This window comes from Type-E symbiont of Plautia stali, assembly GCF_059731115.1.
Genome location: NZ_AP035906.1, coordinates 2682747 through 2696354, shown reverse-complemented (window position 1 = coordinate 2696354; position 13608 = coordinate 2682747). Strand labels below are relative to the sequence as shown.

The 13608-nt window shown below is 55.7% G+C and carries 13 protein-coding genes; 10 read left to right on the top strand and 3 right to left on the bottom strand.

The annotated features are described in order from the left end of the window. Positions 1–257: 257 nt before the first annotated feature. The 5 genes from ltnD to AC6I8L_RS12405 all read left to right on the top strand — a co-directional run bounded on the left by ltnD (position 258) and on the right by AC6I8L_RS12405 (position 5256). Entirely contained in the window at positions 258–1133 is an 876-nt protein-coding gene (ltnD, locus tag AC6I8L_RS12425; RefSeq protein ID WP_058962289.1) for an L-threonate dehydrogenase, read from the top strand. Next, positions 1124–2383 carry a 3-oxo-tetronate kinase gene (gene otnK, locus AC6I8L_RS12420; protein WP_498013927.1) on the top strand — a complete coding sequence of 420 codons (1260 nt, stop codon included), beginning with the start codon at positions 1124–1126 and terminating at the stop codon, positions 2381–2383. The genes ltnD and otnK overlap by 10 nt, the downstream gene beginning before the upstream one ends. Beyond that, entirely contained in the window at positions 2380–3006 is a 627-nt protein-coding gene (gene otnC, locus AC6I8L_RS12415; RefSeq protein WP_034824702.1) for a 3-oxo-tetronate 4-phosphate decarboxylase, read from the top strand. The genes otnK and otnC overlap by 4 nt, the downstream gene beginning before the upstream one ends. Next, positions 3006–3785 (top strand): HPr family phosphocarrier protein, encoded by a 780-nt coding sequence (locus AC6I8L_RS12410; RefSeq protein WP_058962288.1) that lies wholly within the window; start codon positions 3006–3008, stop codon positions 3783–3785. Before otnC ends, AC6I8L_RS12410 begins: the two co-directional genes overlap by 1 nt. A 118-nt stretch (positions 3786–3903) precedes the next feature. Then, positions 3904–5256: a GntP family transporter gene (locus AC6I8L_RS12405; protein ID WP_058962287.1), complete on the top strand. Its 1353-nt coding sequence runs from the start codon at positions 3904–3906 to the stop codon at positions 5254–5256. Positions 5257–5414: 158 nt separating this feature from the next. On the opposite strand, the gene sbcB is transcribed toward AC6I8L_RS12405, so the two are convergent. Further along, complete coding sequence (sbcB, locus tag AC6I8L_RS12400; RefSeq protein ID WP_058962286.1) at positions 5415–6836, bottom strand: exodeoxyribonuclease I; 1422 nt, start codon at positions 6834–6836, stop codon at positions 5415–5417. Positions 6837–7036: 200 nt separating this feature from the next. Between sbcB and dacD the strand changes: the two genes are divergently transcribed. The 4 genes from dacD (at position 7037) to tmaR (ending at position 10451) form a co-directional block, all read left to right on the top strand. Then, positions 7037–8203, top strand: coding sequence for a serine-type D-Ala-D-Ala carboxypeptidase DacD (gene dacD / locus AC6I8L_RS12395; protein WP_201785698.1), 1167 nt, complete (start codon positions 7037–7039; stop codon positions 8201–8203). Positions 8204–8286: 83 nt separating this feature from the next. After that, complete coding sequence (locus tag AC6I8L_RS12390) at positions 8287–8751, top strand: GyrI-like domain-containing protein (protein ID WP_058962284.1); 465 nt, start codon at positions 8287–8289, stop codon at positions 8749–8751. A gap of 159 nt (positions 8752–8910) precedes the next feature. Next, positions 8911–9969 carry an FUSC family protein gene (locus AC6I8L_RS12385; protein WP_058962283.1) on the top strand — a complete coding sequence of 353 codons (1059 nt, stop codon included), beginning with the start codon at positions 8911–8913 and terminating at the stop codon, positions 9967–9969. A gap of 161 nt (positions 9970–10130) precedes the next feature. Beyond that, positions 10131–10451: a PTS system regulator TmaR gene (gene tmaR / locus AC6I8L_RS12380; protein ID WP_034824689.1), complete on the top strand. Its 321-nt coding sequence runs from the start codon at positions 10131–10133 to the stop codon at positions 10449–10451. 100 nt (positions 10452–10551) lie between these two features. Here tmaR and AC6I8L_RS12375 read toward each other — a convergent pair whose 3' ends face one another. Then, positions 10552–11619 carry a LacI family DNA-binding transcriptional regulator gene (locus AC6I8L_RS12375; protein WP_058962282.1) on the bottom strand — a complete coding sequence of 356 codons (1068 nt, stop codon included), beginning with the start codon at positions 11617–11619 and terminating at the stop codon, positions 10552–10554. A 99-nt stretch (positions 11620–11718) separates the two neighbouring features. Here AC6I8L_RS12375 and AC6I8L_RS12370 point away from each other — a divergent pair, with 99 nt between their 5' ends. After that, positions 11719–12489 (top strand): YdcF family protein, encoded by a 771-nt coding sequence (locus AC6I8L_RS12370; RefSeq protein ID WP_058962281.1) that lies wholly within the window; start codon positions 11719–11721, stop codon positions 12487–12489. 170 nt (positions 12490–12659) lie between these two features. On the opposite strand, the gene AC6I8L_RS12365 is transcribed toward AC6I8L_RS12370, so the two are convergent. Then, on the bottom strand, positions 12660–13571 hold the full coding sequence (locus AC6I8L_RS12365; RefSeq protein ID WP_058962280.1) for a ketopantoate reductase family protein: 912 nt from the start codon (positions 13569–13571) through the stop codon (positions 12660–12662). Between the last annotated feature and the right edge of the window lie 37 nt (positions 13572–13608).

Below are 13608 nucleotides of genomic sequence, written 5' to 3'. Positions count from 1 at the left end.
CACAGCCTGCAGCACAATTTATCCCAGGCAAATGTTAGCAAATATCCCGCCAGAACAGGGGTTCCTGCAGGGATTCCGAAGTGTGAATCGATGTTATACGCTGTGCGTGTAAGTTAATTTTTGTGATTTACCGCACGTTTCTCCGCCAGTAACTGCGGCAGAATTAACACCATTGAACAAAATATCACTTAAATTAACAACGGAGGTGTGCTGTGTCAGCAACCGTGAATAACATTGGCGTCATTGGTTTGGGTTCCATGGGCATGGGCGCAGCGCAGTCCTGTATTCGCGCTGGATTGAACACCTGGGGCGTTGATTTAAATCCGCAGGCGCTGGAAACCCTGCGTCAGGCCGGCGCGCGTGATGCGCAAACTTCCGCTGCCAGCTTCGCGCAAGAGTTAGATGCCGTACTGCTGCTGGTGGTTAACGCGGCGCAGGTGAAAGCGATTTTGTTTGGCGAAACCGGTCTGGCGGCACAACTCAAGCCGGGCACGGTGGTGATGGTTTCTTCCACCATTTCTTCACAAGACGCGCAGGCGATTGAACAGCAACTGGCACAACATCAACTGCTGATGCTGGATGCGCCAGTCTCAGGCGGCGCAGCAAAAGCGGCAGTAGGCGAGATGACCGTGATGGCGTCCGGCAGCGATGAAGCCTTCGCCCTGCTGAAGCCGGTGCTGGACGCGGTTGCCGCCAAAGTGTATCGCGTGGGCAGCGAAATTGGCCTGGGATCAACGGTGAAAATTATTCACCAGCTGTTGGCGGGCGTACATATTGCGGTGGGTGCAGAAGCGATGGCGCTGGCTGCGCGTGCAGGCATCCCACTCGATACCATGTATGACGTGGTGACCAACGCTGCGGGTAACTCGTGGATGTTTGAGAACCGCATGCGTCATGTGGTGGACGGTGACTACTCACCAAAATCTGCCGTCGATATCTTTGTGAAAGATCTCAACCTGGTGGCCGATACCGCCAAATCGTTGCATTTCCCACTGCCGCTGGCGTCTACCGCACTCAACATGTTCACCGAAGCCAGCAATGCCGGTCACGGTCGTGAAGATGACAGCGCAGTCATCAAGATTTTCAGCGGCATCACGCTGCCCGAGTCAAAGGAGAAGTCACCATGCGTTTAGGCGTGATTGCAGACGACTTTACCGGTGCAACGGACATTGCCAGCTTCCTGGTGCAAAACGGTCTGCCCACTATTCAGTTTAACGGCGTGCCGCAAGGTCATGACGATCTGAGCGCGCAGGCGATTGTCATCAGCCTGAAGTCACGTTCTTGCCCGGCACAGCAGGCAATCGACCAGTCTCTGGCAGCGCTTGCCTGGCTGCAACAGCAGGGCTGTGACCGTTTCTATTTCAAATATTGCTCAACCTTCGACAGCACCGAACACGGCAACATCGGTCCCGTCACCGATGCACTACTGGCCGCACTGGGCGAAACGCAAACGGTGATCTCACCGTCGCTGCCGGTGAACGGTCGTACCGTGTATCAGGGCTATCTGTTTGTTGCCGATCAGCTGCTGTCTGAATCGGGCATGCGCCATCATCCGGTGACACCAATGACCGACAGCAATCTGGTGCGTCTGATGACGCGCCAGGCGAAAGGGCAGGCGGCGGTGATCAATGCTGCTCAGCTGGACAAAGGCGCGGAAGCGGTGCGTGAACAGCTGGGTGAGCTGAAAGCGCAGGGCATCAACTACGTGGTGCTGGATGCGCTCAACGAGCAGCATCTGCTAACCCAGGGCGAAGCGCTGAAAGAAACCGTGTTGGTGACCGGCGGTTCCGGACTGGCAATCGGTATCGCACGCGCCTGGGCTACCCAGCAGCAAAACAGCGATGCCGAGCAAGCGGGGCGTCCACAAGGCGAACGTGCAGTGGTGATCTCTGGCTCTTGCTCGCAGATGACCAATCGTCAGGTGCAGGCTTATCGCCAGCAGGCGCCATCACATGAAGTGTTGGTTGAGCGCTGCCTCGACGATGCGCAAGGCTACGCGCAGGAGCTGTGTGATTGGGTGGCGGCGAATAACCAGCAGCCTCTGGCACCTTTGCTCTTTGCCACAGCCGATGCCCAGCAACTGCAGGCAATTCAGCAGCAGTATGGCGCGGCACGCAGCAGCGAAGCGGTTGAGCACTTGTTTGCCGCCGTGACTCGTGAGCTGAAATCACGCGGCTGGCAGCGCTTTATTGTCGCCGGTGGCGAAACCTCTGGCGTGGTCGCGCAAAGCCTGGGCGTAACGGCCTTCCACATCGGCCCGATGATCTCCCCTGGCGTGCCGTGGGTGCGTGACATCCAGCAGCCGCTGTCGCTGGCCCTGAAGTCAGGCAACTTTGGCGACGAACAATTCTTTGCCCGCGCACAAACGGAGTTTTCAGCATGACCGAACAACAAGCACGTGAAGAGATGGTGCAACTGGGCGCCTCCTTTTTCCAGCGCGGTTACGCCACCGGTTCAGCAGGCAACCTGTCACTGCTGCTGGAAGACGGCAACCTGCTGGCCACGCCAACCGGATCCTGCCTCGGCGAACTGCAGGCCGACCGCCTGTCAAAAGTGACGATGCAGGGCGAGTGGATTTCGGGTGACAAGCCTTCTAAGGAAGTGGCGTTTCACCGCGCGCTCTATCTAAACAATCCCGCCTGTAAAGCGGTGGTGCATCTGCACAGTCACTATCTGACGGCGCTTTCGTGCCTCAACGATCTCGACAGCGAAAACTGTATTCGTCCGTTCACGCCCTATGTGGTGATGCGCGTGGGCGATGTGCCGGTCGTACCTTATTACAAACCGGGTGATGACCGCCTGGCTGAAGATCTTGCGCAGCTCGCGCCACGTTACAACGCTTTCCTGCTGGCCAATCACGGCCCGGTAGTGGTGGGTAAATCGCTGCGTGAAGCCGCGAATAACACTGAAGAACTGGAAGAGACCGCGCGTCTGATGTTCACGCTCGGCGACCGCTCTATTCGTTATCTGACTGATGGCGAAGTGGCGGAATTGAGGAATTACTGATGCCTAAGTTTGCAGCCAATTTATCCACGCAGTTCGGCGAAGTGCCGTTTATTGAACGCTTTGCCGCAGCGGCGAACGCCGGTTTCCGTGCCGTTGAGTTTCTGTTCCCGTATGACTATCCGGCCGAGGTGATCCAAGCCGAGCTGGAGAAACATCATCTGGAGTTGGTGCTGTTCAACACCGCAGCCGGAAACGTGCAGGCCGGGGAGTGGGGCGTATCCGCGATTCCTGGTCGTGAAGAAGAGGCGCGTGCCGATATCGATCGTGCGCTGGAATATGCACTGGCGCTCAACTGCCCGCAGGTGCATGTGATGGCGGCGACAGTGCCCAACGGTGCCAATCGTACCGCTTACGAAGAGACCTTTGTGCGCAATATGCATTACGCCGCTGAGCGTTTTGCGCCGCACGGTATTCGCCTGCTGCTGGAAGCGCTGAACCCGATGACGAAGCCGAACTACCTCTACTCCAGCCAGTATCAAACGCTGGCGATGATGGAACGTATCGATCGTCCGAACGTGTTCACGCAGTTGGATCTGTTCCATGCGCAGCTGGTGGACGGCAATCTCAGCCATCTGATTCGCGAATACGCTGGACGTTATCGCCATATTCAGATCGCCTCTGCGCCGCATCGTCACGAACCAGACGAAGGCGAAATCAACTATCCGTACCTGTTCAGCCTGCTGGATGAAGTCGGCTATGACGGCTGGGTCGGCTGCGAGTATTTCCCACGCGGTCGCACCGAAGCGGGCCTCGGCTGGTTCGCGCCTTACGCGAAATAACTTTTGTTGTACCGCCCAGCACAGTGCGTTGCGCCCTGTGCTGGGAAAAAATTGTCTGAATCCGTCAATGCCAGAGAAAGCTGTACCCAAATTATACTAATAGAATTAGAGGTTTATCATGTCTACCGCGTTGCTGTTAGCTATCGCTACTGCCAGCATTGTGATATTGCTGCTATTGGTGATTAAAGCCAAAGTCCATCCGTTTGTTGCTTTACTGATTGTCAGTTTGACCGTCGCCATCAGCACCGGTATCCCGGCTGATAAGATCATGGAAACCATCTTTAGCGGCATGGGCAACCTGCTGGGTCACATCACCATCATCATCGTGCTGGGGGCGATGCTCGGCGCAGTGATTGAAGCCTCGGGCGGTGCCGAATCGCTGGCGCAGCGCTTCAGTAAATCGCTCGGTATCAAGCGTACCGTCGCAGCCTTAACCATGGCGGCGTTTATCCTCGGTATTCCGGTGTTCTTTGAAGTCGGCTTTATCATTGTGATCCCGCTGATTTACGGCTTTACCAAAGTGGCGCGTGTCTCGCCGCTGAAGTTTGGTTTGCCGATGGCGGGCGTGATGTTGACCGTGCATGTCGCGTTGCCGACACACCCAGGCGCAGCCGCCGCCGCCGGTATTCTGCATACCGATATGGGCTGGTTAATGATGCTTGGCATCCTGATTTCGATCCCTGTGGGTATCGTCGGTTACTACGTGGCAAAAGTGATGAACCTGCGTCAATACCACCTCTCAGTGGATGTACTTGAGCAGTTGCAGCTGGCGAAACCTGAAGGCACGCCAAAAAGCGAAGTGCCACCACCGGGTGCGATGACCATTGCGGGTCTGATTGTGGTGCCGATTGTGTTGATCGTGTTAGGTACGCTGGCGCACACCATGCTGGCGGAAGGCAGCATTCTGCGTGACGTGATGACGGTGATTGGTAACCCGCCAATTGCCCTGCTGATTGCACTGGCCCTGGCAGCATGGTTACTGGGCGTGCGCCGCGGCTGGAGCAAAGAGAAGCTGGAAGATCTGACCGGTCGCGCAATTCCTGGCTCTGCAAGTGTGATTCTGGTGGCGGGTGCGGGCGGTGCGTTTGGTAAAGTGCTGGTGGAATCCGGTGTCGGTAAAGCCCTGGCGGTGACGCTGGAAACCCTGCATCTGCCGCTGGTGCCCGCTGCTTTTATCTTGTCACTGGCATTGCGTGCGTCTCAGGGATCGGCCACGGTGGCGATTCTCACCACTAGCGGTTTGTTGAGTCAGGCGGTGGGCGATGTGACCGATATGCAACGTGTGCTGGTCACATTGGCGGCGTGCTTCGGTGGCCTGGGCTTGTCCCACGTTAACGATGCCGGCTTCTGGGTGGTAACACGTTATCTGGGGCTATCCGTCGCCGATGGCCTGAAAACCTGGACGGTGCTGACTACGCTGATGGGGTTAAGTGGTTTTGCGCTGACCTGGCTGGTGTGGGGGATGATTTAAGGTTCACAGCGGTCGCCATTAAGGCGACCCTTAAGTGACAACGGGTATGGCGCACATTTATGTGCGCCTGCATCTGAAATGCATTTCAAACGAACTTCAATCTGGTAAACATCTATGCACACCAGGTTGCGATATGCCACGATCACGCGCGTGAGCGATTAAGACACCAACTCCTGCGCATACAAATACAGCGCTTTCAGCTGCGCCATCTTCTCCGCGTTATCCTCATGCAAACTCGCTAACGACTCCAGCTCTAACAGGAACCCCTGCACGCGATCGGCATTCAGCGCTTCACGGCGATGCTGCAACCAGCGCTGCTGCTCTTGATCATCCAGCGTGCCGGGGAAGTTACGCGCACGATAGCGGAACAGCAGTTTCGCAATGCGCTTGTCGTCGAAGGTCAAATCCAGAGCCGGTAGATTTTGCGGCGGCGTTTGGCGCACGATGTTCATCGCTGCGCGATCGGCATCGCTGAAGAAGCCGTCATACAGTTGCGCATCGACATCATCCGATGGCTTGAACGGCTCGGCTTCCGCAAACAGCGTCACCGCTTTCTCACGCACTTCAGCGTGCTGACGCAGCAGCGCCAGGTTCGCCAGACAGCGTTCTCGATCTATATTCAGGCGTGCAGCATCTTCAGGACGTAAGGTATTCGCTGGGGCTAACACCGGGCATTTATTAATGTGCACCAGCTTAATCGGTACCGCCGCGCGGTCGCCCAGTTCACTCTGTTTGGTGTACAACCGCTCGCGCAGTTCATCCGCATTCAGCTCCAGCAGTGGCTGCATATCGCCCGCCAGATCCACTACGATCAGCGCATTACGATTATCCGGATGCCATGCCAGCGGAACGACCCAACTGGTGTTGCCACGTGCCGCACCGAACATGCCGGAGACGTGCACCAGCGGCTTCATCTGCGGAATATCAATCAGGTTCATCAGTTTCTGCTTGTTGCGATGGGTAAACAGAAACTCAAACAGCTTCGGCTGCTTCTCTTTCACCAGTTTCGCCATCGCCAGCGTGGCATACACATCCGACATCGCATCGTGCGCCTGTTCGTGCGCCACGCCATTGGCCTTGGTGAGATGTTCCAGTTTGAAGCTGGGGAAGCCGTCATCATTTTCCGGCCAGATAATGCCTTCCGGGCGCAGGGCATAACAGGCGCGCATCACATCCAGCAGATCCCAACGTGAGTTGCCGTTCTGCCAGCTCCAGCCGTAAGGATCGAAGAAGTTGCGATAGAAGATATTGCGCGTCACTTCATCGTCGAAGCGCACATTGTTGTAACCGATCACACAGGTTTGCGGCTCGGTAAACAGCCCATGAATGCGTTCAGCAAATGCCGTTTCCGTCACGCCACGCGCTTTAGCCACCTGTGGCGTGATGGCGGTGATCATCACCGCTTCCGGCTGCGGCAGATAGTCATCAGCGGGCTGGCAGTAAAATACCTGCGGTTCACCTACGGCATTGAAATCTTTATCGGTGCGCAGCCCGGCAAACTGCGCCGGACGGTCCAGTGAGGGACTCTTACCGAAGGTCTCGTAATCGTGGAACAAAAAGGTGAACTCAGAGGCGGGCACGGCAGTATCCTGGCAATAGAAAATCAACGCACAGAATAGTCGTGTGCAGCAGGCAGCACAACCTTGTTTACCGCTGCTGTGGGCAGGCGCACAGCATTTGTCCGCAGTTCATACTTTTTTTCAATTTATTCAACTATCCAGGCGCTAATTGCCGTAAAACGTGCGGCGGTAAATTCATTTTTTGATTTGAGGAAGAAGTGTTGAAAAGGCGTCTGCTGGTAACTGTATCTGGAATGATTGTTTGGGCATCACTGGCACACGCTGACGACAGCATGCCATTCCCACTGACGCCTCCGCCGATTGATGCGGCTTCGTGGGTGTTAATGGACGCCACCACGGGCCAGATCCTCACTGCCGGCAATCCCGATGAAGAGCGTAACCCGGCGAGTCTCACCAAGCTGATGACCGGCTATGTAGTGGATCGCGCGGTTGATCAGAAAAAAATCACCCGTGACGATGTGGTCACCGTGGGTAAGGATGCCTGGGCGGCGGGTAATCCGGTGTTCAAAGGCTCCTCGCTGATGTTCCTCAAGCCGGGCGATAAAGTCACCGTGCGCGATCTGATGCGTGGCGTGATCATCGATTCGGGTAACGATGCCTGCGTGGCGCTGGCCGATTATGTGGCGGGCAGCCAGGACAGCTTCGTCAATATGATGAACAACTACGTACAGAAGCTTGGCCTGACGCATACTCACTTTGAAACTGTGCACGGCCTCGATGCGCCGGGTCAGCACACCACCGCGCGAGATTTGGCGGTGCTGTCACGCGCTATTATCAGCGGTGAGCAAGACTTCTACGCCATGTACGCGGAGAAAACCCTGAGCTGGAACGGGATTACGCAAAATAACCGTAACGGTTTGTTATGGGATCAAAACCTTCACGTTGATGGCATGAAAACAGGCCATACTGAAACGGCAGGTTTCAACATCATCGCGTCAAACATTGTTGGTCGTCATCGCCTGATTGCGGTGATCATGGGCGGTAAGAGCTCGAAAGGACGTGAAGAGCAGGCGCGTAAACTGCTGGTGTGGGGTCAGAACAACTTCGATACCGTGCAACTGTTCCATGCAGGTAAGAAAATCGGCACCGAAAACGTCTGGTACGGCAATCCGCACAAAGTGGATGTCGGCACCACTCAGGATATTTATCTGTCTCTGCCGCGTACCGAAGTTTCAAACGTCATGGCGAAATATGTGATTGAGCGTAAAGACCTGGAAGCGCCACTGAAAGCCGGTGAGCAGGTGGGTGAAATCCAGGTCATGGACAAAGACAAGCAGCTGGCGAGCTATCCGCTGTATGCCTTACAAGGCGTGGGTAAAGCCGGCATCATCACGCGTATCAGTGACTACGTGAAACTGAAACTGTAATCCGCAGCGGATGGCGCGGCCGCTCCCGTCGATATCGGGGAGCGGCCAGAGCGGGCTTTCTGCTGCTGAACGGAGGCAAAAGTATGAAAGCATCAATCGTCGAGCGTAATCCTCAAAGCTGGCTGGGCTATCATCTGCAGGGACCCTGGCAGGAAACGGTGCCGCACGGATTTAACCAGCTTAAAAGCTGGGTCGAGCAGCATGGTGTAGAAGGCGAATGGCTCGCCATCTATTACGGTAATCCTGAAATTCTTCCGCCGGAAGAGCTACGCGTTGAAACGGTGATCACCGCGCCTACCGATGCTGTGCCCTCCTATGGCGACGACATCGAGCAAGGCCTGCTGCCCGGTGGGCAATATTTTCATGCGCGCATGGAAGTGATGAACAACGATTTTTTCACTGCCTGGCACAGCCTGTTTGATCATCTCAAGACGAAAACCGATTGGCAGGTGGATAATCGTCCCTGCTTCGAACACTACCTTTCCGACGGCTCTGACAGCGGCGACTGGCTGGTGGATATGTACATTCCGGTACGTGCAGCCGACTAATATCATCAGTGCGTTACTTCTATGTTTCATAAGCGAAAATAAGATGTAGCGCACTTGTTGAATCGCAAAAAAAGTGCGGAAATAGTGCTGCGCAGCACTCATTGTTCGTGTCGCGCCAGGGTAACATAGCGCGCAAATTTTTATCGTTCCCGGACCACCATGTTACGCGCCGACAAACCCATCTCTGCCATTGAGTTCTGGTTCTACCGCCACTATCGCGCTGTGCACGGCGTGCGCATCGCTATCGCCTTTGTGCTCTGTTTTCTGTTTGTGCGTTTGACGGATATTCCGGAAGGCACCTGGCCGCTGATTACCTTGGTGGTGGTGATGGGCCCGATCTCGACCTGGGGCAATGTGTTTCCGCGCGTCATCCAGCGCATCAGCGGCACCTTTGCCGGGTTGGCATCGGGATTAATCGCCCTGAAGCTGGAGCTGATCTCGCTGCCAATGATGCTGTCGTGGTGCTTCGTGGTGATGATCATTTGCGGCTATCTGACGCTCGGCAAACACCCTTATATGGCGCTGCTGATAGGTATCACCCTCGGCGTAGTGGTGGGGGCTCCGGCCGGTGACTTCACCGTGGCGTTATGGCGCGGTGGCGATGTGATCCTCGGTTCGATCATGGCGCTGCTGTTCAGTGCCATTCTCGCCCAGCGTGCTTATACGCACTGGCGCATTCAGCTGTCGGATTCGTTTATCGCCATGGCGAAACTGCATCACACTGGCTTCTCCGCCAACCTGCTGGAGAAACCGCGACTGAACAAACCGTTCCAGAAACAACTCTCCAGCGTGATCAAAATGCGCGCGCTGCTGGAACCGGCCAGCAAAGAGACGCGTATTCCGAAATCAGTGTTTGAAGCGATTCAGACCATCAACCGTAATATGGTTAACACGATGCAGATGCAAATTGATGCATGGTGGTCATCACGTGAGAGCCACCTGTTGCTGCTCAATGCCCCGACGCTGCGCCGCAGTCAGAAAATGACCGAAGACACGTTGAACGCGCTGGCCACATTGATGGTGAAAGGGGAGACGGAAGGCGTGATCGCCAACAGCCATGAACTGGAGGAGATCACCCAGGAACTGGAACAGTTGATTGCCAACCGCAGCGGGCGCTTAGAGACCACGGCGATCTATGGCTACGTGTGGTTGAGTCTGGAACAGGCGCGTCAACTGGAGCGCATTACGGATCTGGTCCGTCTGGCACTGCGCAAATAGTTTTCTCAGGCAATGACTTAATGTGAATCACCCTTTCTTTGCGCTAAGATAAGTGCCAGTCCGAAATTAGCTGTGAAAATTGCGAATCCAGCTAGCAAGCCGCTAAGCTGTAGCTCATGACTATTCCGCCTGCCGCGGCAGGCTCAAAGAAAGGTGCCAACATGGAAAATGCCAAGCAATCATTTCAGGACGTTCTGGAGTTTGTGCGTATGTTTCGTCGTAAAAACAAACTGCAGCGCGAAATCGTGGATAACGAGAAGAAAGTCCGTGATAACCAGAAACGTGTGTTGCTGCTGGACAACCTGAGCGAGTACATCAAACCAGGCATGAGCGTTGAGGCGATTCAGGAAATCATTGCATCTATGCGTGTGGACTATGAAGACCGCGTCGATGAGTACATCATCAAAAACGCTGACCTGTCGAAAGAGCGTCGCGAGCTGTCGAAGAAGTTGAAAGCGATGGGCGAGCCAAAGCCGCAGTAAAAATGTTGGGACCGCAAGGTCCCAATTTTTTTGCATCGTGGCGGGTTACAGCACGCATCTCCATCCGCTGTCTGCGCCATATTCTTCAGCTTCAATACGTTCAGGCTTTTGGTTTTAACTTCCGCGCTAATGCCTGCAGCTGTCCGGCAATCTCCGCCAAATCCACGCCATCTTGCATCGGTACAGCAGTTGTCTCACGCAATACCAGTTCAGTCTTTAAGGGCATGGGCTGCACCACTTCCCCCGCTAACTCTGCCAGCAAGCGATCCACGCTTACCGCACCCAACTGTTGCAAATCCTGACGCACGGTGGTGAGCGGCGGCTGATACCACGCACTTTCGGCGGTGTCGTCGTAGCCGATAATCGACATCTCTCCGGGGATCTTCACGCCATGTTGATGCAGTGCCCGCATCGCACCGAGCGCCATCTGATCGTTCGCTACCAGCAGTGCCTGCGGTAAGCGATCTGGCCGCAATTGCAGCAGCGCCTGATAACCAGATGCAGCACTCCAGTCACCGTGCAGTACACACATCGGTTGCAGTTGATGCGATGCCAATGCCTGCTGCCATGCGGCAAAGCGCGCCCGCGCTGAAGCCGAACTTTCTGGCCCATTCAGCACGCCAATCTGCTGATGGCCCAGCGCGACAAGATGCTCTACCGCCTGCTGCGCCCCCGATTCACTCTGATACTGGCATTGGGCGACAGCGGCATGCTGTTCAACATCCAGAAACAGCACAGGCTTTGTGCCGCACTGCTGCTGTACCTGCGCCGCCTGTTCAGCATCGAGCGGCAGGTTGATCAGCAGCGCATCCACGCGCTGCGCCAGCAATTCATTCACCGTATCCTGAGCACTGCCAGCCGTGTTCGCCATGGCAATCACCAGATGATAACCCTGTGCTGCGGCACGTTCATGAATCGCCGAGGCGATCTGAGCCGGAGCCATCAGTGCCAGATCGCTGGTGGCCAGCCCGAGCGTGCGCGTAGCTTTACCCGCCAGCTTTTGTGCCACACGGTTGGGCACATAGTTAAGCTGCTGCATGGCGGCTTCGACTTTGGCTCGCGTGCGCGGCGAAACCTGCACGGAATGGTTGAGCACACGGGAAACGGTCTGGTAGGAAACCCCCGCCAGTGCAGCGACATCATCGAGGGTAACGGAACGCGCAGTCATAAACTCTCCTGAATCTGATAGCGGCGAGTGTAGCAAATTTTTCTCTGCTGTCGCGGAGTTAAGCCGCTACACTGCCAGTGTTAATGCGAGGAGAACGCGATGCAGCTCAATAGCCAACAGATTCAGGATATCAATACGCTTGCGGCCTGGCTGGCGCTTGACCATATGCCGACAGATGGCACGCTCGAGGTTGATTTGGCAATACTTGCCGGTCACGCGGTACTGCCCAACGTTGAAGGTGTGATTGCGCTGGCGAAGAAGTATCAGCTGCCTCTGATGATCAGCGGCGGTATCGGTCATTCCACGGTGTTACTGGCGGAGATGATCGCTAATCATCCCCTTTATCGTCAGATTTCTACCCAAGGTAAAAGCGAAGCAGAGCTTCTGGGCGACATGGCGCGGGTGTTTGCCGCACTGCCGGACGATCAGCTGCTGCTGGAGACCGCCTCACGCAACTGTGGTGAGAATGCCGCTTTTAGCCAAAAACTGCTGGATGAGCAGAAGTGGCAGCCGCAGCATGTATTGCTGGTGCAGGACCCACTGATGCAGCGACGTACCTGGGAAACCTTCCGCTACCAGTGGCGCGACCGCACCGATGCGCCTGAATTTATTAGCTGGCCGGTGTTTGTTCCGCAGGTCATGATGGATGCGGGTATGCTGCGCATTATCGGTGCGCCACCGCAAGGATTGTGGTCGATGGAGCGTTTTCTTTCGCTGCTGATGGGCGAGATCCAGCGCCTGCGCGATGATGAAAACGGCTACGGTCCACGCGGCAAAGGTTTCCTCGGGCATGTGGATATCCCGGACGAGGTAGAAGCAGGCTGGCAGCGCTTGATGCAACTGAAAGGCGTGCAGTCGCGGCTTGGATAAAACGCGTATAACCCCGATGCGGCGCACTTTATTGCGCATGGGGCGGCGATTTGGCTCAATCAGACTCACGCCTAACCCCGTAGCGGCGCAATTCATTGCGCATAAGTCAGCGAATTAGCCTTCTCAGATTCGCGCGATAATATTGCACCGCAACGGTATTAACCTGCGATTTAACGATTCTGCAAATACACCTGCAAATTCACATACACCGCATTCAACAACGGCGTCACCACGCCACTGCGTGCGCCTCGCACCAGCAGATCGCCAATCACCTGGTCCGCCTCAATCTCATAACCCTGGGTTAAGTCGCGATACATCGAGGAGGTCATCGCCACCTGCGGATTATTTAGCGTCTCATAAATCTTTGCCGTTACCGCTGGCCGTTCCTGATAGCCGTCAGCACCAAGCACGGAAAGCACCTCAGTAAAAATCCCCTGCAACAAGGCTTCACCACCTTGGGATCGCAACACCTGTTGGGTATTACCTCGCGCGATGCAGCACACCGCCCCTAATGTGCTCAGCAGCAGCCACTTCTCCCACAGTTCGCTGATGATGTTGTCAGCAAAGACCGTATCGAAGTGCGCGATGTTCAGCGTCTCATCGACACGTTGCAGACGTGCATCATTGTGCCCATCGAGTGCACCGTAGTAGAGGATATGCAGTGGCGTCATCTGCACCACTTCACCTTGTTCACCCAGCGTGGCGTTGATTTTGCATAAGCCGCCAATCACCTTGTCGCCAAAGCGTGCGCGCAGCGTATCGATATGCCGCATGCCGTTGAGGATCGGCATGATCAGTGTTTCTGGCCCGACGGCGGGTGCGATATCCTCGATAGCCTGATCGAGCCCGAAGCTTTTCACCGTCAGAATGATCAGATCAAACTGGCCGATAAGCTTGCCGGTTTGCGCCAGCTGCGGGTGAATCACTTCTGTGCCGCCCGGTGTTTTTAGCACCAGACCGTTTTGTTGCAGTTGCTGAAAACGGCGCTCGCGCACCAGAAAAGTCACATCACGTCCTGCTTGCGCCAGACGTGCACCGAAATACCCGCCGGTGGCACCGGCGCCGACAACCAGAATGCGCATGGTTAGATTTCCCGTTGAGAGTGAGACCCTTACCATA

Excerpts from the sequence above, each read along its gene's own strand:
- ltnD (WP_058962289.1), top strand. The coding sequence starts at position 258 with ATGGGCATGGGCGCAGCGCAGTCCTGTATTCGCGCTGGATTGAACACC.
- otnK (WP_498013927.1), top strand. The coding sequence starts at position 1,124 with ATGCGTTTAGGCGTGATTGCAGACGACTTTACCGGTGCAACGGACATT.
- otnC (WP_034824702.1), top strand. The coding sequence starts at position 2,380 with ATGACCGAACAACAAGCACGTGAAGAGATGGTGCAACTGGGCGCCTCC.
- AC6I8L_RS12410 (WP_058962288.1), top strand. The coding sequence starts at position 3,006 with ATGCCTAAGTTTGCAGCCAATTTATCCACGCAGTTCGGCGAAGTGCCG.
- AC6I8L_RS12405 (WP_058962287.1), top strand. The coding sequence starts at position 3,904 with ATGTCTACCGCGTTGCTGTTAGCTATCGCTACTGCCAGCATTGTGATA.
- AC6I8L_RS12390 (WP_058962284.1), top strand. The coding sequence starts at position 8,287 with ATGAAAGCATCAATCGTCGAGCGTAATCCTCAAAGCTGGCTGGGCTAT.
- AC6I8L_RS12385 (WP_058962283.1), top strand. The coding sequence starts at position 8,911 with ATGTTACGCGCCGACAAACCCATCTCTGCCATTGAGTTCTGGTTCTAC.
- tmaR (WP_034824689.1), top strand. The coding sequence starts at position 10,131 with ATGGAAAATGCCAAGCAATCATTTCAGGACGTTCTGGAGTTTGTGCGT.
- AC6I8L_RS12375 (WP_058962282.1), bottom strand. The coding sequence starts at position 11,619 with ATGACTGCGCGTTCCGTTACCCTCGATGATGTCGCTGCACTGGCGGGG.
- AC6I8L_RS12370 (WP_058962281.1), top strand. The coding sequence starts at position 11,719 with ATGCAGCTCAATAGCCAACAGATTCAGGATATCAATACGCTTGCGGCC.
- AC6I8L_RS12365 (WP_058962280.1), bottom strand. The coding sequence starts at position 13,571 with ATGCGCATTCTGGTTGTCGGCGCCGGTGCCACCGGCGGGTATTTCGGT.